This window comes from Flavobacterium sp. 140616W15 (genome assembly GCF_003668995.1).
Classification (GTDB): Bacteria; Bacteroidota; Bacteroidia; order Flavobacteriales; family Flavobacteriaceae; genus Flavobacterium.
This window is the reverse complement of record NZ_CP033068.1, coordinates 2798842-2823041: the sequence shown is the minus strand read 5'-3', so window position 1 is coordinate 2823041 and position 24200 is coordinate 2798842. Positions and strand designations below refer to the sequence as shown.

The 24200-nt window shown below is 33.3% G+C and carries 16 protein-coding genes, 1 other RNA gene and 2 pseudogenes; 13 read left to right on the top strand and 6 right to left on the bottom strand.

Annotation, left to right across the window (positions count from 1 at the left end):
• Positions 1-5: 5 nt before the first annotated feature.
• The 8 genes and pseudogenes from EAG11_RS12040 (at position 6) to EAG11_RS12005 (ending at position 9777) form a co-directional block, all read left to right on the top strand.
• On the top strand, positions 6-620 hold the full coding sequence (locus EAG11_RS12040) for an HPP family protein (RefSeq protein WP_129539394.1): 615 nt from the start codon (positions 6-8) through the stop codon (positions 618-620).
• A gap of 76 nt (positions 621-696) precedes the next feature.
• Positions 697-1148: pseudogene (locus EAG11_RS12035) on the top strand (LexA family protein).
• 187 nt (positions 1149-1335) lie between these two features.
• Positions 1336-2595, top strand: a complete 1260-nt coding sequence (locus EAG11_RS12030) for a Y-family DNA polymerase (RefSeq protein ID WP_129539393.1) — start codon at positions 1336-1338, stop codon at positions 2593-2595.
• Between the two features lie 461 nt (positions 2596-3056).
• Positions 3057-3344, top strand: a complete 288-nt coding sequence (locus tag EAG11_RS12025; protein WP_164998702.1) for a hypothetical protein — start codon at positions 3057-3059, stop codon at positions 3342-3344.
• Between the two features lie 122 nt (positions 3345-3466).
• A complete protein-coding gene (locus EAG11_RS12020; protein WP_129539391.1) occupies positions 3467-4330 on the top strand; it encodes a DUF3347 domain-containing protein in 864 nt (287 codons plus the stop codon).
• Positions 4330-4890, top strand: a complete 561-nt coding sequence (locus tag EAG11_RS12015) for a helix-turn-helix domain-containing protein (RefSeq protein WP_129539390.1) — start codon at positions 4330-4332, stop codon at positions 4888-4890. The genes EAG11_RS12020 and EAG11_RS12015 overlap by 1 nt, the downstream gene beginning before the upstream one ends.
• An 89-nt stretch (positions 4891-4979) precedes the next feature.
• Positions 4980-7511, top strand: a complete 2532-nt coding sequence (locus tag EAG11_RS12010; RefSeq protein ID WP_129539389.1) for a heavy metal translocating P-type ATPase — start codon at positions 4980-4982, stop codon at positions 7509-7511.
• A gap of 10 nt (positions 7512-7521) precedes the next feature.
• Positions 7522-9777, top strand: coding sequence for a multicopper oxidase domain-containing protein (locus tag EAG11_RS12005; protein ID WP_129539388.1), 2256 nt, complete (start codon positions 7522-7524; stop codon positions 9775-9777).
• A 114-nt stretch (positions 9778-9891) separates the two neighbouring features.
• Here EAG11_RS12005 and EAG11_RS12000 read toward each other — a convergent pair whose 3' ends face one another.
• Complete coding sequence (locus EAG11_RS12000) at positions 9892-10941, bottom strand: AMP-binding protein (RefSeq protein WP_129539387.1); 1050 nt, start codon at positions 10939-10941, stop codon at positions 9892-9894.
• A 32-nt stretch (positions 10942-10973) separates the two neighbouring features.
• Positions 10974-11897, bottom strand: coding sequence for a CPBP family intramembrane glutamic endopeptidase (locus EAG11_RS11995; RefSeq protein WP_129539386.1), 924 nt, complete (start codon positions 11895-11897; stop codon positions 10974-10976).
• A gap of 109 nt (positions 11898-12006) precedes the next feature.
• On the opposite strand from EAG11_RS11995, the gene arsC reads away from it, so the two are divergent.
• Both arsC and EAG11_RS11985 read left to right on the top strand, forming a co-directional pair.
• Positions 12007-12357 (top strand): arsenate reductase (glutaredoxin), encoded by a 351-nt coding sequence (gene arsC / locus EAG11_RS11990; protein WP_129539385.1) that lies wholly within the window; start codon positions 12007-12009, stop codon positions 12355-12357.
• A gap of 87 nt (positions 12358-12444) precedes the next feature.
• Positions 12445-14888 (top strand): annotated as a pseudogene (locus EAG11_RS11985) (TonB-dependent receptor domain-containing protein).
• Positions 14889-15164: 276 nt separating this feature from the next.
• On the opposite strand, the gene EAG11_RS11980 reads toward EAG11_RS11985, so the two are convergent.
• Positions 15165-15329, bottom strand: a complete 165-nt coding sequence (locus tag EAG11_RS11980) for a hypothetical protein (protein WP_035621077.1) — start codon at positions 15327-15329, stop codon at positions 15165-15167.
• A 280-nt stretch (positions 15330-15609) separates the two neighbouring features.
• On the opposite strand from EAG11_RS11980, the gene fumC reads away from it, so the two are divergent.
• Positions 15610-17007 carry a class II fumarate hydratase gene (fumC, locus tag EAG11_RS11975; RefSeq protein WP_129539384.1) on the top strand — a complete coding sequence of 466 codons (1398 nt, stop codon included), beginning with the start codon at positions 15610-15612 and terminating at the stop codon, positions 17005-17007.
• 384 nt (positions 17008-17391) lie between these two features.
• Here fumC and EAG11_RS11970 read toward each other — a convergent pair whose 3' ends face one another.
• On the bottom strand, positions 17392-18594 hold the full coding sequence (locus EAG11_RS11970) for an NAD(P)-dependent oxidoreductase (protein WP_129539383.1): 1203 nt from the start codon (positions 18592-18594) through the stop codon (positions 17392-17394).
• A 245-nt stretch (positions 18595-18839) separates the two neighbouring features.
• Between EAG11_RS11970 and EAG11_RS11965 the strand changes: the two genes are divergently transcribed.
• Both EAG11_RS11965 and ssrA read left to right on the top strand, forming a co-directional pair.
• Complete coding sequence (locus EAG11_RS11965; RefSeq protein ID WP_129539382.1) at positions 18840-20036, top strand: serine hydrolase; 1197 nt, start codon at positions 18840-18842, stop codon at positions 20034-20036.
• Positions 20037-20152: 116 nt separating this feature from the next.
• Positions 20153-20550: a transfer-messenger RNA gene (gene ssrA, locus EAG11_RS11960) on the top strand.
• A gap of 151 nt (positions 20551-20701) precedes the next feature.
• Here ssrA and EAG11_RS11955 read toward each other — a convergent pair.
• Together EAG11_RS11955 and EAG11_RS11950 are read right to left on the bottom strand one after the other, a co-directional pair.
• Positions 20702-21541 (bottom strand): DUF4249 domain-containing protein, encoded by an 840-nt coding sequence (locus EAG11_RS11955; RefSeq protein WP_129539381.1) that lies wholly within the window; start codon positions 21539-21541, stop codon positions 20702-20704.
• Positions 21542-21545: 4 nt separating this feature from the next.
• The gene (locus EAG11_RS11950; RefSeq protein ID WP_129539380.1) at positions 21546-24155 is read right to left on the bottom strand and encodes a TonB-dependent receptor; all 2610 of its coding nucleotides are present in this window, start codon (positions 24153-24155) and stop codon (positions 21546-21548) included.
• Positions 24156-24200: the final 45 nt, after the last annotated feature.

Below are 24200 nucleotides of genomic sequence, written 5' to 3'. Positions count from 1 at the left end.
AATTTATGGGTGTTGACAAAATAAAAAGAAGCTACCGCAAAACAAGATACATACTTTACAAAGAAACTTTAATTAATTCTAAGGAGATATTCTGGTCATTTGTAGGCTCATTTGTTGGTATCGGATTAATTGCTTTTGTGCAAACACAACATTTTACAGGTTCAGATTTAGTGTATTTAATCGGATCATTTGGAGCTTCGAGTGTTTTGGTTTATGGAGAAGTTAGAAGCCCGTTTTCGCAACCACGTAACCTTGTTGGCGGTCATGTTATTTCAGCATTTATAGGAGTAACAGTACAGCAATTAGCACCAGATATTATCTGGATTACTGCGCCTTTGGCCGTATCGCTTTCTATTGTTTGTATGCAAATAACCAAAACATTACATCCACCAGGAGGGGCAACCGCACTTATAGCAGTGACTGGCTCTAGCCAGATGAAAGACATGGGATATTGGTATGTTTTCTCACCAGTATTAACAGGAGTTATAATATTACTTGTTGTGGCCCTAATCTTTAATAACCTTACTTCCTATCGTAAATATCCAAGCCACAATAAATACCATAATACGTATCATAAATTCAGAAAAAGATTAAGCAAGAAAATATCTCCAAATAATTAAAAAATAGATGGACGTTGATAACTATTTAGTACTAAATAGTAACAGCAAAATATAACTTCCGTAATTTTGTGAAGCTATGAAATTACGAAGCTTAGATAACGACGATACAACCTTAGAATTTTACATTCCTGATTATTCATCAAAATTAGAAATTCCTTTTTTTGATGTGGGAATTAGTGCTGGATTTCCATCTCCAGCAGATGATTTTATTGAGTTAACAATAGATCTCAATAAAGAATTTATTAAAAACAAAGACACTACTTTTTTGCCAAAGTAAAAGGGCATTCTATGAAAGATGTCGGAATCAATGATGGTGATTTATTGATTATAGATAAAAGTCTAGAACCTCAAAATAATAAAATTGCAGTTTGTCAAGTTGATGGAAAATTTACTGTAAAACGTATTAAAATTGAAAAAGATACGGTTTGGCTTATTGCCGAAAATGAAGATTATGAACCGATAAAGGTAACCTCAGAAAATGAACTTTTAATTTGGGGAATCGTAATTCATTCGATAAAATCGTTTTAATTTTTCTTAGAATGACAAGTTTATGGATTACAATCTTTGTCAAAGTTAAAAACTTTGACAAAGATATATTAGTGAAAATTCGTAGTTAAGAAAAATACATAATCTAGGAATTGTAGAGACGCTCTGCAGTATGTCTAGACACAAACAGAGGTTCTGCAAAAAAAAAAATAATCTCATATAATATAAAATGTTCGCTTTAGTCGATTGTAATAATTTTTATGCCTCTTGCCAAAGGGTATTTGAACCACATTTGATAGGAAAACCAGTAGTTATCCTTTCTAATAATGATGGTTGTGTTATTGCGCGTTCTGATGAAGCTAAATTAGCAGGAGTTCCGATGGGAGCGCCCGCATTTAAATTTGAAGCACTTTTCAAAGAGAAGAATATTTTTGTGTATTCATCTAATTATGCATTGTATGGAGACATGAGTAATCGGGTAATGAATTTGCTTAGAACTTATACTCCCGATATCGAATTATATAGCATCGATGAAGCTTTTTTAAAATTTACTGGTTTTGAATTGTTCGATTTTAATGAGATGGGAATCAGTATTCGAAAAAAAGTTACAAAAGGCACTGGGATCCCTGTAAGTATAGGTTTTGCACCAACAAAAGCTTTGGCTAAAGTAGCTAATAAAATTGCAAGAAAATTTGCCGAAAGAACTCAGAATGTTTACATAATCGATACTGAAGAAAAAAGAATCAAAGCATTAAAGTGGACAAAAATAGAAGATGTTTGGGGAATAGGTAGAAAGCACGCAAAACGCTTGAAACAAAAAAACATCTTAACAGCATATCAATTCACACAATTATCTGATGCTTGGGTACGTAAAGAAATGGCAGTGGTAGGGCTTCGCCTAAAACATGATTTAGAGGGGAAACCAACACTTGATTTAGAAGGGCCTCGAAACAAAAAAATGATTGCAACCACGCGTTCGTTCGAAACTAAATATGCCACTTACGACGAAATTTCAGAACGAGTAAGCACTTTTACAGCTTCGTGTGCTGAGAAATTGAGACGCCAGAACTGTCATTGCAATATGGTAACCGTTTTTATCCAAACGAATTATTTAGCAAATGATCAATCGCAATATTCCCGTAGTATTACTATAAATACAGATTTCCCAACGAATTCAACAATCGAGTTGAATCAAGCAGCTCAAAAGGGATTAAAGGAGATTTATAAAACAGGATATTCATATAAAAGAGCAGGAGTTGTTGTTATGGGCTTAACGCCAAATGATGAAACCCAACTTAATTTATTTAATACATCCAATCCAAAACATCAGCCATTGATGAGTGTTATTGATAAAATGAATTTGAGTTTTGGAGATAACAAAGTTAAATTTGGAGTACAATCATTAGGGCGACAATGGAAAATGAAACAGGATAGATTATCTCCAAAATTTTCAACAAAACTCAAAGACGTTATCACAATTGAAGTGTGATTTTTGTTAGTATAAATTGGGTTTATCTTTGATTGTATAGAAAAAGGGAACGTGGATGACGCAGATTCGCTATCGCGAAAACGCTGATAAATACGGATTTCCTTAAATGAGTCAATCAAAATATAACCATAATATTGTCTTTCTGAGGAACAGCTCGACAATCTAGAGCTACTTTGTTTTAGTTTCTTGCGAAGATTGCTTCGCCAGTTCGCTATCGCTCGTGTCTTCGTTCCTCAGAAAGACAAGTTTGTGAGAAAAAAACCGTTTTTATCCGAGTCTTTACTTTGGTAAATCCGTGTTATCCGCGCTCCATTTTCACAGAACTACATAATTTGATCATTAAAAAAAATATATTGTATCTTTGGTTTTCAAAATTTTAGATGATTTCAAAAACTCACATATTCTTTTTTATTTTCTTGTTTGGTCTCTTTTTGATGCCAATACAAGCAGAAGCGTGTGGTATGAAATCTGAAAAAAAGAAACATACAACCGAAAAATCGCAGACAAAGTCAACTGATGGATGTTGTGGTTCTCAATCCAATAAAAAAGGAAAAGAAGGTTGTGGTGATAAATGCAGCCATTCTAATTGCCGTTGTGTTACGGTTATTTCGGTACTTAGTTCTGAAAAACAAGAGGAAATTACATTGAATTGTTTTAATTTTTCTAATAAGAAACAATTTTTCAATGCTCATGAAGATGCTTTATCTTCAGGTTTTTATACGATTTGGTCTCCGCCAAAAATAAGCTAAAAGTTTTCCGTGACAGCCATAAGTGCGTCTACTAGAAAACGTTAACTTTAGGTATTCAAAAAAAAACAATATTAAATAACGTACAAGAGTTTGCGAACTCTTGTTATATAAATCATAGAAAAATGAAATCAATAAAAACTTTATTGGTAGCAGTCGTTGCATTGCTATCATTCACTGTATGTGATGCAAAAATAAAAAATGCAAAAACTGAAACAGTAAAAATATTTGGTAACTGCGAGATGTGTAAAAAAGTAATTGAAAAGGCAGGGAACTTAAAAAATATTGCCGAAGTAGATTGGAATGAAAATACTAAAATGGCAACGCTTACCTACGATACAACCAAAACAAATAAAGAGGAGATTTTAAAGCGTGTTGCGTTAGCAGGGTATGACAGCAATGAATTTTTAGCACCAAATGATGTTTATGCAAAACTTCCTGAATGCTGTCAATATGAGCGAAATACTAAAAAAATGGCAATGGTTCCTCCTGCAAAGAAAATGAATCATGATATGCATTCAAACCACAATATGACTTCTTCAGATGTTGATTTAAAAGAGAAAGCTTTAAACCCAGTTTTTGAGGCTTATTTTGGAATCAAAGATGCATTGGTAAAAACAGATGGAGCTACAGCTTCGGCGAAAGCTAAAACATTAGTTGCAGCTATAAATGGAGTAAAAATGGAAAGTTTACCAATGGAAGTACATATGGTTTGGATGAAAGTTTTAAAAAGTTTAAAAGAAGATGCCGAACATATTGCTGATACTAAAGACACAACGCATCAAAGAGATCATTTTGGAACATTATCTAAAAACGTATATGCTTTATTAAAAGTTTCAAAAGAAGAAACACCAACCTATTATCAGTTTTGCCCAATGGCAAATAATGGTAAAGGAGCCAACTGGTTGAGTAAAGAAAGTGCTATTAAGAATCCATATTATGGTTCGAAAATGCTGAGCTGTGGAAGTACTGTAGAAACTATCAAATAATGAAGTTATACATTAAAAACATGGTTTGTAGTCGCTGTAAAATGGTTGTGAAGTCGGAGTTGGAAAAACTCGGGCTTCATCCAGTTACAGTAGAATTAGGAGAAGTAGAAATACAAGAAACAGAAATAGATTCTTTAAAAGAGAATTTGGTAGAAGTCTTGCATTCTTTAGGATTTGAACTTATTGGTGATAAAAAAAATAAAATTATCGAGAAAACTAAAGTCTTGATTATCGATTTGGTACATCATAGGAATAATGATCTTACTACCAATTTATCTCATTATTTATCAAATGAATTGCAACACGATTATAACTCGTTAAGCAATCTTTTTACAGAAGTAGAAGGGACAACTATTGAAAAATATTTTATTTCTCAAAAAATAGAAAAGGTAAAAGAGTTGCTTATATACAATGAGCAAAGCTTAAGCGAAATTGCTTTTCAGCTTCAATATAGTAGTGTGGCACATTTGAGTAATCAATTCAAAAAAGTAACTGGATTTTCTCCAAGTTATTATAAACAGTTAAAGAATAAAAAACGCAAACAAATAGAGGATTTGTAAATCTTATAAATCATTACCAAAATTGTACAAGCTTATAAAAGCAATATTTTAGAAATTTGTTAAAATAAAATTCATAAAAAAATAAAGCAATGACTCATACTTATACAATTACAGGAATGACTTGCGATGGATGCCGGACTAAAGTAGAAAAAACATTAAATGCAATCGAAGGAATCGAGGCAAATGTTACTTTGAATCCTCCATTAGCAACGATTACGATGGAAAAGCATATTCCGACGGAAGAACTGCAAGAAGCATTAACTGCGGTTGGAAAGTACACCATTGAAATGAATATGAATCATGGACATGAAAAACCTGCAACGAAATCATGTTGTAGTGCTGACGGACATGATCACAAGCATGATCATAAAAAAGTAGCTATACCGCATAATCATGCTGGAGGTAAGTATTATTGTCCAATGCATTGTGAAGGCGATAAAATGTATGATAAGGCAGGAAATTGCCCAGTATGTGGGATGGATTTAGTACAAGAACCTGCAGCTGTTCAGATTCAGCAATATACATGCCCAATGCATCCGGAAGTCGTAACAAATGGACCTGGTGCGTGTCCAATCTGCGGAATGGATTTAGTACCAATGGAGCCAACCGACACCGAAGAGAATAAGGTATATAAAGAGTTATTGCAAAAAATGAAAATTGCAATACTCTTTACTGTTCCTATCTTTTTTATTGCTATGATTGAGATGATGCACGACAATCCGTTGTTAAAAATAATGGATGTTGGAAAATGGAATTGGGTACAGTTAATTTTCTCGCTTCCAGTGATATTTTACGCAGGTTGGATGTTTTTTGTTCGCGGATGGAAATCAATCGTAACTTGGAATTTAAATATGTTTACCCTTATCGCGATTGGTACGGGAATGGCATTTTTATTTAGTATTGTAGGAATGTTTTTTCCAGAGGTTTTTCCAGAAGAATTTAAATCAGGGCACGGAACAATTCATCTTTATTTTGAAGCAGCAACGGTAATTATTACACTAGTTTTATTAGGGCAATTGTTAGAAGCAAGAGCGCATAGTCAGACTAGTGTAGCGATAAAAGAATTATTGAAATTGGCACCAACAGAAGCAACTCTTGTAATAGATGGAGTTGATAAAGTAATTGCGATTCATGATATTAAAAAAGGAGATTTATTACGAGTAAAACCAGGAGATAAAATTCCTGTAGATGGAAAAATCACAGATGGTGAAAGCACAATAGACGAATCGATGATTACTGGAGAGCCTATTCCTGTAGATAAAAAGATAGGAGATGCGGTATCTTCAGGAACTATTAATGGAAATAAATCATTTGTTATGATTGCTGAGAAAGTAGGTTCAGAAACTTTGCTTTCTCAAATTATACAAATGGTTAATAATGCAAGTCGCTCCAGAGCACCAATTCAAAAACTAGCGGATAGTATTGCTAAATATTTTGTACCAATTGTAGTTGTTATTTCTATACTTACCTTTTTCATTTGGGCAAAATTTGGTCCAGAACCAGCTATGGTTTACGGATTTATTAATGCGATTGCTGTATTGATAATTGCTTGCCCTTGTGCATTAGGTTTAGCTACACCAATGTCTGTTATGGTTGGAGTTGGAAAAGGGGCTCAATCAGGAATTTTGATAAAAAATGCTGAAGCTTTAGAGAACATGAATAAAGTAAATGTTCTAATTACTGATAAAACGGGAACAATCACGGAGGGAAAACCTTCAGTAGAAAAGATTGTTGCGCTACAATATTCAGAGGATGAACTACTACAATACATTGCATCTTTAAATCAATATAGCGAGCATCCTTTGGCAGAAGCCGTAGTAAAATTTGCTAAGACTAAAAATGTTTCTTTGACGAAAGTCGATGATTTTGAAAACGTCGCAGGAAAAGGAGTTATTGGAACTGCTATTGGTAAAAAGGTTGCGTTAGGGAATAAAAAATTAATGGAACAGGTAGGAGCAATTGTTTCTGGCGCTATCGAAGAGAGAATTATTACCGAACAAAAATTAGGAAAAACAGTTTCGTACATCGCAGTAGATAAAAATGTAGTGGGATTTGTAACGATAACTGACGCGATAAAAACGACGAGTGCAGCAGCTATAAAAGAATTAATGCGCCAAGGAGTTGAAGTAATCATGCTTACAGGAGATAATGTAAATACAGCTAAAGCAGTAGCCGACGAGTTGCATTTAACTTCTTTTCAAGCAGGTTGTTTGCCAGAAGACAAATTAAAAGTTATCGAGAAATTACAAGCTGAAGGAAAAATTGTAGCTATGGCAGGTGATGGTATAAATGATGCGCCAGCTTTGGCACAATCGGATATTGGGATTGCGATGGGAACAGGAACAGATGTAGCGATAGAGAGTGCCAAGATAACTTTGGTAAAAGGAGATTTGCAAGGAATTGTAAAAGCAAAAAACCTGAGCCACGCAGTAATGAGCAATATCAAACAAAACCTATTCTTTGCTTTTATTTACAATGTGTTAGGTGTACCTGTCGCTGCGGGAGTTTTATATCCGTTCTTCGGAATATTGCTTTCTCCTATGATTGCAGCTTTGGCAATGAGTTTTAGTTCGGTATCAGTTATTGTGAATGCATTGCGATTAAGAAGTTTAAAACTTTAAAAGCTAAAAGATGAAAATTTATTCAACACTTATATTATTGCTATTCGCGATAAGTACAACCGCACAAAAAATCGTAAGGTATAATTTATATGTAAAAGATACGCTGGTAAATTTTACAGGAAAATCCAAAAGAGCAATTGCTGTTAATGGACAAATTCCGATGCCAACGCTCACTTTTACCGAAGGAGATATTGCCGAAATACATGTGCATAATCAGTTAAAAGAAAGTACATCTTTGCATTGGCACGGTATATTTTTGCCAAATCAGGAAGATGGTGTTCCTTTCCTGACACAAATGCCAATAAAACCTGGAGAGACGTATGTGTATAAATTTCCAGTTATCCAAAATGGAACACATTGGTACCATAGCCATAGCGGAATGCAAGAGCAAATTGGAATGTATGGTTCATTGATAATGAAGAAAAAAACGGATGATCCTGATTTTAGAAAAGGGATTGATGATTTGCCTACAATTCCTGTTATGCTAAGTGAATGGACAGATTATAATCCAGATAATGTGCATAGAATGTTGCACAATGCTTCAGATTGGTTTGCGATTAAAAAAGGAACAACTCAAAGTTATACCGAAGCTATAAAGGCAGGTCATTTTAAAACCAAAGTCAATAACGAATGGAAACGTATGATGGCAATGGATGTAAGTGATGTCTATTATGATGCATTTTTAATTAACGGAAAAAAAGAAAATGAATTTCCGGGACCATTTAAAGCGGGAGATAAAGTACGATTGCGAATTTCTAATGGAGGAGCTTCGTCTTATTTTTGGCTAACATATGCTGGAGGAAAAATTACGGTTGTTGCCAATGATGGAAATGACGTAGTTCCTGTAGAGGTAGACAGACTGATTATTGGAGTATCTGAAACGTATGATGTTGTGGTAACAATCCCAGCTGATGATACAGCATTTGAGTTTTTGACTACGCCAGAAGACCGAACAAAATCGACTTCAATTTATCTAGGAAAGGGAATAAAACAATTAACAAGCCCTTTGCCAAAACTCGATTATTTTGAGGGAATGAAAATGATGAACGGCATGATGAACATGGACGGAACCATGAACGAAATGGGAATGGGGATGAGCTTGCAAAAGATGGATATGAATGCTGTAATGTATCCTGAAATTACAGGAAGTGGATCTAAAGAAATGAAACATACACCCAAAGAATCAATGAAAATGAATGATGGAGAAAAAATGGATCATTCAAACCATAATATGGGAACAGGTTCTGAAGCTATTGTAACATTAAATTACAGCATGCTTAAATCGCCAACGGTAACTACATTACCCAAAGATGCTCCAGTTAGAGAACTACGTTTTGAGTTAACGGGAAACATGAATCGCTATTTGTGGAGTATGGATAATAAAGTATTATCGGAATCGGATAAGATTTTAATAAAAAAAGGAGAAACATTACGAATCGTATTGTACAATAATTCGATGATGCGTCACCCGATGCATTTACACGGGCATGACTTTAGAGTATTAAACGGACAAGGTGAATATGCTCCATTAAAAAATGTATTGGATATTATGCCAATGGAAACAGATACAATTGAGTTTAGCGCTAATGCTGATGGAGATTGGTTTTTTCATTGTCATATTTTATATCATATGATGGCGGGAATGAATCGTGTTTTTAGTTACGAAAATTCAGCACCAAATCCGTTATTACCCAACAAAGAATGGGCATATCGACAATTGCAGAAAGAAAGTAATATGAGCCATCTTATGGCCGAGAATGATTTTGCTACCAATGGGAATGATGGTAGAGCAATGGTACAAAATGCACGTTGGAGTTTTGGTACCGAGTGGAGATTAGGGTATAATGATAAACACGGTTATGAAACCGAAACACACATTGGGCGCTATATAGGAAAAAACCAATGGTTCATGCCGTTTATAGGATTTGATTGGCGTTATAGAAAATTTGGACATGATGAGATCGAAAAAAACGTTTTTGGGCAAAAAAACACCAAAGACAATCGTTCCGTATTAAGTATAGGTGCCGATTATACACTGCCTTGGTTAGTAATCGCTCAAGCTGAGGTTTTTACAGATGGTAATGTCAGATTCCAGCTATCTAGAGAAGATATTCCAATTTCGCCAAGAATACGAATGGCTTTTATGGTAAATACGGATAAAGAATATATGGGAGGCTTAAAATATATTCTAACCAAAAACTCAGGAATTTCTATGCATTACGATAGCGATATGGGTTGGGGATTTGGTTTAACGCTTAATTATTGATTCTTGTGAAATGTAAAATATAAGAAGTGATTAGTTTGTTTAGAATTTAAATAAAAACGACATTCAGAAATTAAGTTTTCTAAATGTCGTTTTTTACTTTAGTAGCTGTAAATACTATAAATTATACAGGTAACTTTTCTTGCGAATAATTTTTCCGTTTTCAGTCTCTTTAAATTGAGGAACAAAAACAATTTCTTTAGGTTTTTGATATTTATCTAGACTATTAAAAATGGAATCGTCGATAGGATGTTTTTCACCTTCGATAACCAAAACTAATTTTTCTCCAAGAGCAGTATCAGGAACGCCAGTAACAAAATAGCGAGCATTAATTTTTCCAGAAAGTTTTCCTTCAATTTGCTCTGGAATCAATTTTATACCACCACTGTTAATAACGTTGTCAATTCTTCCTAAAAAGACAAACTGGTGATCGTTTACAAGTTCAACGATATCATTGGTTACGATCGTTTCATTAGAAATTGTTGGAGCATTAATAACAAGACAATTTCTGTCGTCTTGAGTTATTTTTACATGAGGTAAAACTGTAAAAGCTTTTTCACCAACTTGTTTAGCTGCGATATGTGTAATAGTTTCGGTCATGCCGTAAGTTTCATACACTTTAGTTTTTAGTTTTGATACACTTTCTATGAGCGTTGCATCCATTGCTGCGCCACCTATAATAAGTTTTTTTACATTTTTAAGTGCAGTTAAAGAGTTTTGAACCTGCAAAGGAACCATTGCTACAAAATCGTATTTAGTATTGTTGTTTGTAAGCGGATGGAGGCTAGGCGCAACAAAATCAACATCTAATCCTAGAATTAAACTTCTTACGATCATCATTTTTCCAGCAATATACTGAGTAGGTAAGCAATGTAATGCTTTGTTTCCAGGATGTAAATCAAAGAAATCTCCCGTAGCAAGAGCCGACTCAATCATGGCTTGCTTTTGTAGCTGAATTACTTTTGGAGCTCCAGTTGTTCCCGAAGTCGTTATCTCGATATAAGACTTATTATCAAACCAATCTAAAATAAATTCTCCTATAGCTCTTTCATAGGCTTGACCTTCTTTGACGAAGCTATAGGCTATTTGTGACAAGTCTTCTCCATTAAAATGGTCTCCATTTAATTTGAAGAAATTGTGGACGTTTTTATATGTTATTTTTGACATTTGAGTTTGGTTATAGTTTAATTGTTTTAGACTTAATTTTTAATTGTGATCTCACCAGTTAGTTTTTCTTTCCAATTTGTCCAGTTGTATTTTTTGCTAAAAATAAATAGCATGATAGGATAAATAACAATTACAGGTAAAATAACATCGACACCAGCAGAAGGTTCGGAAATATCTTTAAAAACAGAATGTGTTTGGAATACCGACCAATCCGAGGTGACCAATAGCGCCCCTACTAAATTATTGGCAGCATGAAAACCAAGGGCAAGTTCTATGCCTTCGTCCATTAAAGTGATGATTCCTAAAAATAGGCCCGTGCCAATGTAATAGATCATAATAATATATCCCATTTTAGAAACTTCGGGATTAAAAATATGCATCACTCCAAATATAACAGAAGTCATTAGGAGTGGAAACCATTTGTTTCTAGCCAAATTTGCAAATCCTTGCATTAAATAACCACGAAAAACATATTCTTCAGTACTCGTCTGAATAGGAATTAAAATAGTTGCGATTACAAATAAAATAGCAAATGGAATAGGTTTGAAATTAATTATAAAATCTTCAGGATTCAGATAATAGAACAAAACGGTAAGTATAGCAGTAAAAATGCCCCAAAGTCCAAATGAAAACAAGATACGATTCCAATCGACTTTTTGCCTGGAGGTGGTTACCGATAAAAAAGTTTGATGATGTATATAGCGTACTGCAAAGTAAACTCCTGCCAAAGCAAATACAAATGAAATCAAGATAAGAAATAAGGTTACATTAGATTCAAAAATTGTCATTATTCCAGCTTCGCTAGTCGGATACGGGATTTTATTAACAAGAGTTTCGTATGCTATAGCAAGCGTAAGCGGAATTTGACCAACAAAGGATGCTGTTATTATAAAAACAGAACCTAGTAAATATTTCCAAAATTTATTTTCGTTTTTAACTCCTTGCTCTAGAAACATGTATTTAAATTTAAAATAGTACTTCGATTTATTGCATAAACCTTATTTTTGCTTGCACTAATTTACCTTTTTTTATTCCAAATATCTTTACTTCTTTAAAAAAATAAAAATGATAAAAATATATCACAACCCACGTTGCGGGAAATCAAGAAATTGTCTGGCTTTTATTGAAAACACAAAACAAGACTTTGAGATAATTCCTTACCTTATCGATACGCCTTCATTTGATGCGTTAAAAGAATTGCTTCAAAAATTAAGTTTAAAGCCAATAGAATTAGTTCGAACCAAAGAAAAAATCTGGATAGATAATTTCAAAAATAAAACAATGACTGATGCCGAAATTATTCAGGCAATGGTCGATAATCCTATTTTAATCGAAAGACCAATTGTAGTTAAAGACGGTAAAGCTATCATAGGAAGAGATTTAGAATTGGTAAAGCCTTTTTTAGAAACGTTATAAAGAAGCTTATTAACATATTATTATGATTTTTCATTTTAAACCACCAGTTACATTTGCAGTCTAAAAGCCAAATAGAAACTACCCAAAATGAAAAAGAATCAATTAATCATGCTTGTATTATTTTTTACAAGTATTTTCAGTTTTGCCCAACAACCTGGAGCAGAAAGGCTGAAAGTTAAAGTTACCGGTAAAGTTGTCGAAAAAACAACTAACCAACCACTTGAATATGCTACAATTACTTTGGTGAATACCAAAAATCCCAAAGCACTTGCAGGAGGAATTACCAATAATAAAGGAGAATTTAGTGTAGATGCCACCCCAGGCGTTTATGATATTAAAATTGAGTTTATTTCATTTAAGGTAATCGAAATTAAACAAAAGAAAATTACAGAGAATACCAACCTAGGACAGCTAGCATTATCAGAAGATGCAAATCAGCTAAACGAAGTTGTAATTCGTGCTGAGAAATCTACAGTTGAAATTAAGCTAGACAAAAAAGTATATAACGTAGGTCAGGATATGATTGTAAAGGGCGGAACAGTAAGTGATGTTCTTGATAATGTACCGTCAGTTTCTGTTGATACAGAAGGAAATGTAAGTTTAAGAGGAAGTGATAACATTCGAATTTTAATTGATGGAAGACCATCAAATGCGATAAATGTAGCCGAAGCATTACGACAAATTCCAGCCGATGCAATCGACAAAGTTGAGGTGATTACAAATCCATCAGCGCGTTACGATGCTGAAGGAGGCTCAGGATTAATAAATATTGTTCTTAAAAAGGAAAAAATCAAGGATTTAACGGAACTTTTATTGCTTCAACAGGAATTCCAGAAACCTACGGAGTAAGTGCAAATGCAAATTATAAAACCGAAAAAGTAAATTATTTCACTACAGCTGGTTATAACTACAGAACCAATGAAGGGGGAGGTTTAACTAATTCAGAGTATTTTAACCCTGATGGGACAACTAAAAGTTTTCTAGATGAAACTAGAGATACCGAAAGAATTAGGAAAAATTTCAACGGAAGAGCAGGAGTAGAGTGGATAATTAATCCAACCACTTTTTGGACAAATGCTATAAATTACCAGAAAAATTCAGGAGACGATACAGATTTAATTAATTATAATGAATTTGATGCTAATCGTAATTTTACAAAAGCAACATACCGTTTAAATGATGGTGTTTCGGCTAGTGAAAACGTAGAGTATACATCAAATTTGATAAAGAACTTCAATGATAAAGGACATAAACTTACTGTAGATGCATCGATTTCAAGAAATACGGATGATAATAATAGTATAATCACGGGAAATCGTGGGTTTAACAACACCTTAAATGATCAGGTTCAAAAACAAGTACAATTACAAGCAGATTATGTACTTCCGATAAGTGAAGGAAGTAGATTTGAGGCTGGATATAAAGGAAGCTTTGGTGATCTAAATAATAAATATTTTGTTTTAGATGAGTTAGGTGACAGAATAAATAGTTTATCAAACACTTTAGAATATAAAGAAAATATAAATGCAATATACACACAATTTGGATCGAAAATTAAAGACACAAAATTTTCATACCTTTTAGGATTGCGTTGGGAAGATACTGATATTCAGGTTAATTTGTTAGATACTAAAGAGTTCAATACAAAGAAATACAATAACTTTTTTCCAAGCGCATTTCTTAGTTATGAAATATCAGATCAAAGTAACTTTACAGCTAGTTACAGCAAACGTTTATCAAGACCAAGAGGGCGTTTTATGAACCCAGCTTCAAATTTCTCAAGTAATATTAATATTTTTCAAGGGAATCCAGATTTAGATCCATCACTAACAGATAAATATGATATCGGATATATCAAACGTTGGGATAAAGTAACATTTAATACTTCAGCTTATTTTGAAGATACAAAAGACGTATTTGCGTTTGTGCGATCTCCAACAGGTAGATTTGAAAATGGAATACCAGTTATTTTAAGTAAACCGATTAACTTAGGAAAAGAGCAAAAATTTGGTTTCGAATTTACGCTTAATTACACGCCGTTTAAATGGTGGAGAATAAACAGTAACTTTAATCTTTATAACGTAGAAACTACGGGTGAGCACAGTTATACAGATGCAAACAATGTTGTTGTTACACAAAATCTGGATAACAAAGCAAATTCTTGGTATGCAAGAATCAATTCAAAATTAACTTTACCATATAAAATTGATTGGCAGTTAACAGGAATGTATAACGGAGAACAAAAAACGGCTCAAGGAAAAAACTTGGCTATGTTTGGTATGAATACTGCTTTTAGTAAAGACATTCTTAAAGATAAAGCAACAGTAGCATTTAACATAAGTGATATTTTTAATTCTAGAATAATGAAGTCATATACTTATTTAGAGAATCAAACTTCATATGGAGAAATGCAATTTCGCAAGCGACAATTTAATCTTTCATTTACTTATAGATTCAATAAGCCTAAAAATGAAAGAGAAAAAGGACCTAAAGGAGAGAATAATGATGGCGGAGGAGAATTTCCTGGATAGGCAAATACAGTAGATAAAAAAGGACTCGTGAAAACGGGTCCTTTTTTTTATGAAGTAATCAAATTAATTTTAGATACGTATACTGATGTAAATAATGTGTTGTGCAAGAATCAATTCAAAGTTGATTGTACCACAGAAAATCAATTGGTAGTTAAAAAGAACCTAAGGGGGAGAATAATGATGGCGTATGAGAATTTCTTGGATAAGGAAGTATCATAAATAAAAAAAAGGACTCGTAAAAACGGGCCCTTTTTTTATGTAGTAATCAAATTAATTTTAAATTGATTGCTCTTTCTTTGCTTTTCTTTCTTTGTACATTTCCCATAAAGCTCCACCAATCCAATATTGAACGAAACCTACAAGAAAAAACATTAACCAAAACCCTATAGTTAGAATGGTTAAGAAAAGTAAAAAGCCTAAATACTGTGAAAATTCAAACATGTTTTCCGGAATTTTTGAATGTAGGCACAAATGTAGGCCTAATATTTTTTCTTACCAATAAAAAACTAAATCAATTTTTATAAAATAGTAATTATCCGTATTTTTGAGGTCAATTTAAAATGAATATGCCTAGAATTTACTTCTGGAGCAATTACCAGCTGTTCGTTATATCTTTTTTAGGCTAAAATGCCCTAAAAAAGGATGCCACTTCCATCTGGGCTATAGAATATTATTATCAAACATCAGATTTTTATATAATAACACACATAAATACACTAAAATGAAATTTAGAATAGAAAAAGACACCATGGGAGAGGTGCAAGTTCCAGCAGAAAAATATTGGGGTGCACAAACAGAACGTTCTCGTAATAATTTTAAAATTGGAGCAGCAGCATCAATGCCAAAAGAAATTGTTGAAGGATTTGCTTACTTAAAAAAAGCAGCTGCTTTTGCAAATCATGATTTAGGTGTTTTGCCAGTAGAAAAAAGAGATGCAATTGCTGCAGTATGTGACGAAATATTAGCAGGTAAATTAGATGATCAATTTCCGTTGGTAATTTGGCAAACAGGTTCAGGTACTCAAAGTAACATGAACGTAAACGAAGTAATTGCAAACCGCGCACAAGTTCTTAAAGGATTTGAAATTGGAGAAGGAGAGCAATTCATAAAAGCAAATGATGATGTAAATAAATCACAATCATCAAACGATACTTTTCCAACAGGAATGCACATTGCAGCTTACAAAGCAGTTGTGGAGATTACTATTCCAGGAGTTGAAAAATTAAGAGATACACTTCATGCAAAAGCAGTTGAATATAAAAATGTTGTAAAGATCGGACGTACGCACCTTATGGATGCAACACCGCTTACTTTAGGACAAGAACTTTCAGGATATGCAGCTCAATTAACTTATGGACTAAAAGCAGTTAAAAATACCTTAGCGCACTTATCTGAAGTTGCTTTAGGAGGAACGGCAGTAGGAACAGGTTTAAACACACCAGCTGGATACGATGTAAAAGTAGCTGAGTATATTGCTGAGTTTACAGGACATCCGTTTGTAACAGCAGAAAATAAATTTGAAGCGCTTGCAGCTCACGATGCAATTGTTGAATCTCATGGAGCATTAAAACAATTGGCAGTTTCTTTAAATAAAATTGCTAATGATGTTCGTATGTTAGCTTCAGGACCACGTTCAGGAATTGGAGAAATTATTATTCCAGAAAATGAGCCAGGTTCATCTATTATGCCAGGAAAAGTAAACCCAACACAATGCGAAGCATTAACAATGGTTTGTGCACAGGTTATGGGTAACGATGTGGCTATTTCAGTAGGAGGAATGCAAGGTCATTACGAATTGAATGTTTTTAAACCAGTAATGGCAGCTAACTTCTTGCAATCAGCACGCTTATTAGGAGATGCTTGTGTTTCGTTTGATGAGCATTGTGCACAAGGTATCGAGCCAAACTATAAACGTATTAAAGAATTAGTAGATAATTCATTAATGTTAGTAACAGCTTTAAATACTAAAATTGGATATTACAAATCGGCAGAAATAGCTCAAACAGCACACAAAAACGGAACGACACTTAAAGAAGAAGCTGTTCGTTTAGGATACGTATCAGCAGAAGATTTTGATGCTTGGGTAAAACCAGAAGATATGGTTGGAAGCCTTAAATAATTAATTGTTAATTATGGATTGTTAATTGTTAATGATGCGTAATAAATGAAAAACCCTGCAATGTAGTAACATTGCAGGGTTTTGTTTTTTATGTCATCTATTGTCATCCTGAGCGGAGTCGAAGAGCTTTAATCATCAACAATTAATTGTTAATTATGGATTGTTAATTGTTAATGATGCGTAATAAATGAAAAACCCTGCAATGTAGTAACATTGCAGGGTTTTGTTTTTTATGTCATCTATTGTCATCCTGAGAGGAGTCGAAGAGCTTTAATGATCATTATTGTAATCTTAGCAGGTAGTAATTAATAATTTATTAATCAATAATTACTGTCACCCTGAGCGTAGTCGAAGAGCTTTAATTATCAACAATTAATAATTAAATTACTTTCCATCTACATAATCTTGTAAATAGCTAAAACGTGGCGTTAGCTTACCGTTTTCTGTTATTTTGGCTCTGTGTAAGATTCCATCTTTATCACCGTTAAAAAAGGCAGGAATTACGTGTTCCATAAAAAGTTCCCCAAAACCTTCACTAGCATCTTTTGGAATTTCGCAAGGCAAATTATCTACAGCCATTACCACAATTGCAGCAGGATGAAAAACATCAACCTCTTTGTCTTCACCAGGGAAATAACCATATAAAGGCTCTTCGATAGTCGATGAGCGAAGTGTGCAGGCAATAGGGCCATTTATATCACATGAAATATCGGCAACGACTTTTATTTTACAATCTTTAGACTGAAGCATTTCTCTAGACAAAATCATTGGTGCCGCATTTGCATGAAAGTGCCCAGCAAAATAAACATCAGTTACTCGAGTGAATCTTTCAAAATCAGAAACGTACTCCTGTGGGTGTTCGTAAAAATCGGTATAATCTAAAAGCTGACCATCTTTACGTTTGTTATAATCCAAAACATCAAGTTGAACATAAACTGCTTGAGTATAATTTTTAGTTAGGTAATTGTCAATAGTTACCTCTTTTATTTTAATGGCGTCAAGGATTTCTTTAGCACCGCTACCTACTTTTCCAGTTCCAGTAATAACAAATTTTAAAGGAGGAAGTGTAATGCGTTTTAAATGAGCAATTAAAGCCTCTTTGCCAGATAAAGTTTCTGCTTTAGGCAATTTAAACAATTCAAATTTAATTCCGAATGCACGAATACCATTATATACACCAACAATACCTGCGTATCTTCCAAAGCCAATAAGCCTTTGGTTGTGAGAGTTTACGATAGTTTCATGATCGTATAATTCGATGTTTTTTTCTAAGATTGCTTGTAACAATTTTCGATTATAAGGTTGTTTCTTGATGGTATGAGAAAAAAAGAAATAAGCCTTATCAGGAATTAAATTCTCAATAGGAACTTCTTTTACTCCAAATAATACATCACAATCCGAAACATCATCGGTAACAGTTATACCTAAGCTTTTGTATTGAATATCGGTAAAAATTCGAATATCAGAACTTTCTACAGCTACAGTAGCTTCATGATAAAGTTGTTTCAATCGAGCCAGTTCGTTAGGAGCAAATACAACTCTTCTGTCTGGTGGGTTTTTTCTCTCTTTTATAATTCCAAATTTCATTTATTGGTGTTTAGGTTTGTATAAATATAACTTTATTGGTTAAATTTGTTTTAAATATAACAAATATAGTTAAAGTTTTGTTGTTTTTTTTGAAAAATATCCAAGCCCATTTTATTATGTGCTGATGTTCAATGGACTGATAAAAATCAAGCTTAAAACTGTGTTAAATTATGAGAATTCATCTCAAAAAGGCAAATAAACAAAAGTATTCAATTCTATATATTTGTTTCCCTAGAATCCAACTCATGAATTTCATTAAAAAAGCAAATATAGCACAAATCCTTTTCCTTATTTTAGTTTTAAGCTCTTGTGGAAAAGATAAAAGTTCAAATGCAGCTCTTGCTGAAACTGTAGAAGATACACTCCCTAAGATGAAGCCTTTGCTTCATGAAAAAAAGTTACCTGCCAGCTATGTAGCTACAATAAAAAACAAAGTTGATTCTTTTTATAATAAGAACTGGCCTAATAATTCCATGAATGGAGGATTTTTAGTAGCAAGAAACGGCGAGATTATCTATGAAAAATATGAAGGCTATGCGAATAAAAATCAAAAAACGGAAATAGATAGGAATACACCGTTGCATATAGCATCGGTTAGTAAAGTACTTACTGCAACAGCTGTTTTAAAGTTGGTAAATGCAGGGAAATTTGATTTAGATCAAAAAGTAAATACCATTTTGAAAACATTTCCTTATGAAGATATTACAGTAAGGATGTTATTAAATCACAGAAGTGGAATGCGTAATTATGCTTATTTTACAGATAAGGACAAAACAATTTGGGACAGGCACAATCAATTAACCAATCAGGATATTTTAAATATCATGGCTACAAAAGATATTGGTTTAGAGTATAAACCCAATACTCGTTTTACCTATTGTAATACTAATTATGCGATGTTAGCATTAATTATAGAGAAAATAACAGGACTTAGTTATAAAGAGGCAATGACTCAAATGATTTTTAAGCCTTTGGGAATGACGCATACTTATGTTTTTGATATCGATAAAGACAGAAAAACAGCTGTTCCATCATATAAAGGAAATAATGTTGAAATTGGAATAGATTATCTGGATGCTGTTTATGGGGATAAAAATGTTTATTCAACTCCTCGTGATTTATTAAAATTTGATAGAGCAAGAAATGCTCCTAATTTTTTAAAACCTGAATTGCTAAAACAAGTTTATGAAGGATATAGTAATGAGCGCAAGGGAGAAAAAAATTATGGACTTGGTATTCGAATGATTAATTGGTATTCGGGACAACATTTTTATTTCCATAACGGATGGTGGCATGGAAATACGTCATCTTATATAACGCTTCAAAAAGAAAATGTTACTATCATTGCGTTGTCTAATAAATTTACCCGTAAAACATATGCGGTTCGTAAATTGGCACCCATCTTTGGAGATTATCCTTTTGTTTTTAAAGATCTCGACTAATATATGGGGTATAAATTGAGGAGCTAAAATTAAATCGAATATTTTTTTGAAATTAATTTCGATTGGTGGCTCAAAAAGCGTAATTTTGCAATCTCAATTTTTTATTGAAAAGAAATGGGGTCGACTGGTTTTGACAGCAAGTCGAATTGAACAGTAAGCACGTCGAGCATTGAGACCTTGCTCGTAAATATAAGATCTCAACACTTTTACACGGCGAAAATAACTACGCTTTAGCTGCATAATCCGAATTATAGTACGATTAAGCCACGTTCCTATCAGATAGGAAAGCTGGATTCTCCTTGAAAGCCTTGGTTTGTGGCGGTCAATACAGGGGAACCGTAAAAATAAACCTAGATTTCCATGAGCTTCGGGTGGATTTCGAAATTAAGAAGATAAGTATTGTGTGGCTGTTCCTGGCCGAGCACAATATCGAAAATCTAATCAGGAAATAAGCGTGTAGAAAGCTCTTTAGTTGCTTGTTTGGACCCGAGTTCGATTCTCGGCGACTCCACAAAAAAAGCCTGTAAACTTAATGTTTACAGGCTTTTTTGTTTTTCATAGGGATTCAAAAATTTAATTTTTTGTCCTGTTTTTAATTAAAATATGCATCTGACATAGATTTATATATGCCAGATGCCGTTACAAATCAACCTTCAATTAAATTTTTATTTTACTGTATACGTCATACGGTTTGCTTCACAAAGCCTGAAATAGCCTAAAGCAAAATTATTAGAATCAGTTGTATTGATTATATTTCCTCTAATATTACCAGGTATTGCAGCAAAAGGGTTTGAATTTGTAACCTCTAAAATTAGATTCATATAATTATAAAAGTTCTTAGTAATACCACGATGTGTTATATTAAGTGTTATTCCCGGTTTTAAATCTGAATCTGAAAATTTTTCAGCTAATTCATTTCCATTAGTAAATTCATCACTTGTAGATGTGTATTCTGGAAAAGGAGATAAAACACTTTTATAATCTGTCAGATAGTAATTAGTCTGATCAGCTGGGTCTTTATAATAAAATGCTACTACAATAAGATCAGGTCCTGTTATATCTGGCATAAATTCCTGTTCTATTCTGTCAATTTGCGGCACAGAAACTAATTTTTCAATAGCAGTTAAACTTTGTCCATCGACTTGTGCAAATAATTTATATTCCATATTAATTACAGGAACAAAATTAGTACAGATATATATTCCTGGCTCAGATTCATTAAATGTAAAAACAACTCCATCACTATTTTCGACCCTTACTTGTGCTCCTGAAACCTTTGGTGTAGTGGCACTGTAATAAGGAGCCATTCTGCTTATTTTTATTGTCTGTTTATTGCCGCTAGTTCCTTTTTCCCAAATTATCTCAGCATCGATTACTATTTTAGGTTCTCCAGTTTCTAATTCAAGCTCAACAACCTTGTCACAAGACAGAAAAAGTAAAACAAAAAGAAAACTAAATAAAGTAAATCCTTTACTTTTAAAATTGTATTTTTTTAATCTTAGCATGCTATTAAAATTTAAAATTATAAGAAACACCAGGTACTAATCCGTAAATAGAGAGTTGTTTGGACTCATTAACTCCTGTATTATTATTTTGTGAAAACATCATCGATGCGGCATTTTGTCTGTTATAAAGATTATAAATACTAAATACCCAATAGCTTTGCCATCCTTTCTTTTTATCTGGTTTAGGGGTGTAGGTTGCGCCAATATCCAAATGATGATATGCAGGGAGTCTGCTTGAATTTCTCAACGTATAATTAGGTACATATCTTTCCCCAAATTCATAATATCCGTTAGGATATGTTACTGGCTGACCTGATTGTAAAGTAAAATTAGCATTAAAGGACCATTTAGCGTTGAATTCATAATTTGCAGTAATATTCAGATTATGTAATTTATCATATCCTGATAAATACCAATCACCATTAGCAATACCTGGTTCTTGAGGAGTTCTGCCAGGCGTTCTTTGTTCTGCCTTAGACAAAGTATAAGCAACCCATCCTGTAAAGCGGCCCGTATTTTTTCTGTATAATAGTTCCATACCATACGATCTTGCTTCTCCATTCAGGATATCCTGCTCTATATTATTGTTACCCAATAAATTTGCACCATCGATATAATCGATACGGTTTTTAATTTTTTTATAAAATAATTCCCCCTCAAAAGAGTACTCACGTTCCTTAAAATTTTTGAAAAATCCTACTGCATATTGATCCAGCATTTGTGGTTTTGTAAAAGGACCGCTTGGTGTCCAGATAGTCATAGGCAACGGAGCTCGGGTATTAGACAACATATGGATATATTGCGCCATTCTGTTGTAGCTTGCCTTTACTGAGGTTTCGTCATTAAAAGCATATGATAATGCCAATCTTGGTTCAAGGTTATTAAACTTACTAATGGTTTTTCCTTTTCCGTAGTATGTACTTCCAGTTGGAGTTGCTTCTTCATAAATATGATATAACGGATTGTATACTACTGCTTCTCCATTTTCGTACGTACTGATACTTTCGCCTCCTAAACGATAAAAGGTACTGTAACGAAGTCCATAACGAAGATTCAGCTTTTCTGTAATCTGATTCTCGACATCTAAATATGCAGACGTTTCTAAAGCATATTTTTTATCTAATTGATTGTAATTATACTGCGAATTAACACCATACGGGCGTACAGTTCCTGGATTAAAATCATAATATAAACCATCAATACCATAGTTAAGTTTAAAATTGTCTGATATGGTGTGATTCCAATTGTATTTAAGCCCGTAGTTGGTAATCTTACTGTCCCATTCAAATTTTTGAAATGGTATTTGCAGATTAAATTTATAATCACTGTAAAAAACAGAAAGGTTTGTATTTAACTTTTCAGAAAATTTATGTTTCCAGCTAAACGTTCCCATAGTATTACCGTAGGTACTGGCAAAAAAGTTATTAATATCAAATATATCATTCCCAAGGTAACCAGAAAAAGCAATTGTATTATTGGTTCCTAAACGATAATTAAGTTTGGCATTAATATCATAAAACATTACAGAACTCTTAATATCAGTAAGTTTCAGGAATAAATGCGCATAAGAAGCACGCCCAGCAACAATAAACGAACCAACATCTTTTTTTAAAGGGCCTTGTACTAAAAGCCTACTTGATATAAGACCAATACCTCCGTTTATTTTATACTCATTAAGATCTCCCGTTTGCTGTGTTACATCCAGAACAGAGGAAACGCGTCCTCCAAATTTAGACGGAATTCCACCTTTGTATAAATCTAATCCGCTAACAACGTCTGCATTAAAAATAGAAAAGAAACCAAACATATGAGAATCTCCGTATACTGGAGCACCATCTAAAAGAATCAAATTCTGATCAGCGGCACCACCGCGAACATTAAAACCAGACGAAGCTTCACCAGCATTTGTAACACCAGGTAAAGTCAATAATGATTTTAAAGGATCTGGTTCACCCATTGCCGTAGGCAATCTTTTAATCTCGGCCATCGAAAGCTTATTAACGCTCATCTGAGTGTTTTTCACATCAACTGCCTTACTTGTAGTTATGACTATCTGTTCTAATTCGTGACTGTCTGATTCCATGCTGAAATCAATTTTAGTATCATCAGAAACTGTGACTTGCTTTTTTTTATTCTTGTAGCCTACATAACTAACTAAAACAGTATAAGTTCCGTTGTCTAAATCGATAGTGTACTTTCCATTTTTATCAGTTGTAGCGCCTGTTTCGATTTCTGAGATATAAACATTTGCGCCAATAACAGGTTCCCTGTTCTCATCAATAAGTTGCCCTGTTAGCTTATTTTTTTGGGCTCCTTTTGTAACTTTTTGTTTTACAAAAATATTATTACCCACTACTGAAAACTGAATTGTACCAGTCTTATTAAGTTCATTTATGAGTTGTTTTATCTCAATATTTTTATAAGTCTTTTTATGTGTAAAATATTTTTGACTGATATTAATTTGATCAGTATAGGCGAATTTAAAATCGGTTTGATTCTCAATTTGCTTAAAAAAATCTTTTAAGGTCACAGTTTGGTCTACAGTCACGTTTATGTTTTGGGAGAACACACACCAACTGAATAAAAAAAAGCATGTTGAAATTATATGCTTCATGAATTTTTGTATTTTTGAATATTATTAAATGGATAGTTTTATGCT

Bases quoted from the DNA above. Each gene is read 5' to 3' on its own strand.
- EAG11_RS12040 (WP_129539394.1), top strand. From the start codon at position 6: ATGGGTGTTGACAAAATAAAAAGAAGCTACCGCAAAACAAGATACATA.
- EAG11_RS12030 (WP_129539393.1), top strand. From the start codon at position 1,336: ATGTTCGCTTTAGTCGATTGTAATAATTTTTATGCCTCTTGCCAAAGG.
- EAG11_RS12025 (WP_164998702.1), top strand. From the start codon at position 3,057: ATGAAATCTGAAAAAAAGAAACATACAACCGAAAAATCGCAGACAAAG.
- EAG11_RS12020 (WP_129539391.1), top strand. From the start codon at position 3,467: ATGAAATCAATAAAAACTTTATTGGTAGCAGTCGTTGCATTGCTATCA.
- EAG11_RS12015 (WP_129539390.1), top strand. From the start codon at position 4,330: ATGAAGTTATACATTAAAAACATGGTTTGTAGTCGCTGTAAAATGGTT.
- EAG11_RS12010 (WP_129539389.1), top strand. From the start codon at position 4,980: ATGACTCATACTTATACAATTACAGGAATGACTTGCGATGGATGCCGG.
- EAG11_RS12005 (WP_129539388.1), top strand. From the start codon at position 7,522: ATGAAAATTTATTCAACACTTATATTATTGCTATTCGCGATAAGTACA.
- EAG11_RS12000 (WP_129539387.1), bottom strand. From the start codon at position 10,941: ATGTCAAAAATAACATATAAAAACGTCCACAATTTCTTCAAATTAAAT.
- EAG11_RS11995 (WP_129539386.1), bottom strand. From the start codon at position 11,897: ATGTTTCTAGAGCAAGGAGTTAAAAACGAAAATAAATTTTGGAAATAT.
- arsC (WP_129539385.1), top strand. From the start codon at position 12,007: ATGATAAAAATATATCACAACCCACGTTGCGGGAAATCAAGAAATTGT.
- EAG11_RS11980 (WP_035621077.1), bottom strand. From the start codon at position 15,329: ATGTTTGAATTTTCACAGTATTTAGGCTTTTTACTTTTCTTAACCATT.
- fumC (WP_129539384.1), top strand. From the start codon at position 15,610: ATGAAATTTAGAATAGAAAAAGACACCATGGGAGAGGTGCAAGTTCCA.
- EAG11_RS11970 (WP_129539383.1), bottom strand. From the start codon at position 18,594: ATGAAATTTGGAATTATAAAAGAGAGAAAAAACCCACCAGACAGAAGA.
- EAG11_RS11965 (WP_129539382.1), top strand. From the start codon at position 18,840: ATGAATTTCATTAAAAAAGCAAATATAGCACAAATCCTTTTCCTTATT.
- EAG11_RS11955 (WP_129539381.1), bottom strand. From the start codon at position 21,541: ATGCTAAGATTAAAAAAATACAATTTTAAAAGTAAAGGATTTACTTTA.
- EAG11_RS11950 (WP_129539380.1), bottom strand. From the start codon at position 24,155: ATGAAGCATATAATTTCAACATGCTTTTTTTTATTCAGTTGGTGTGTG.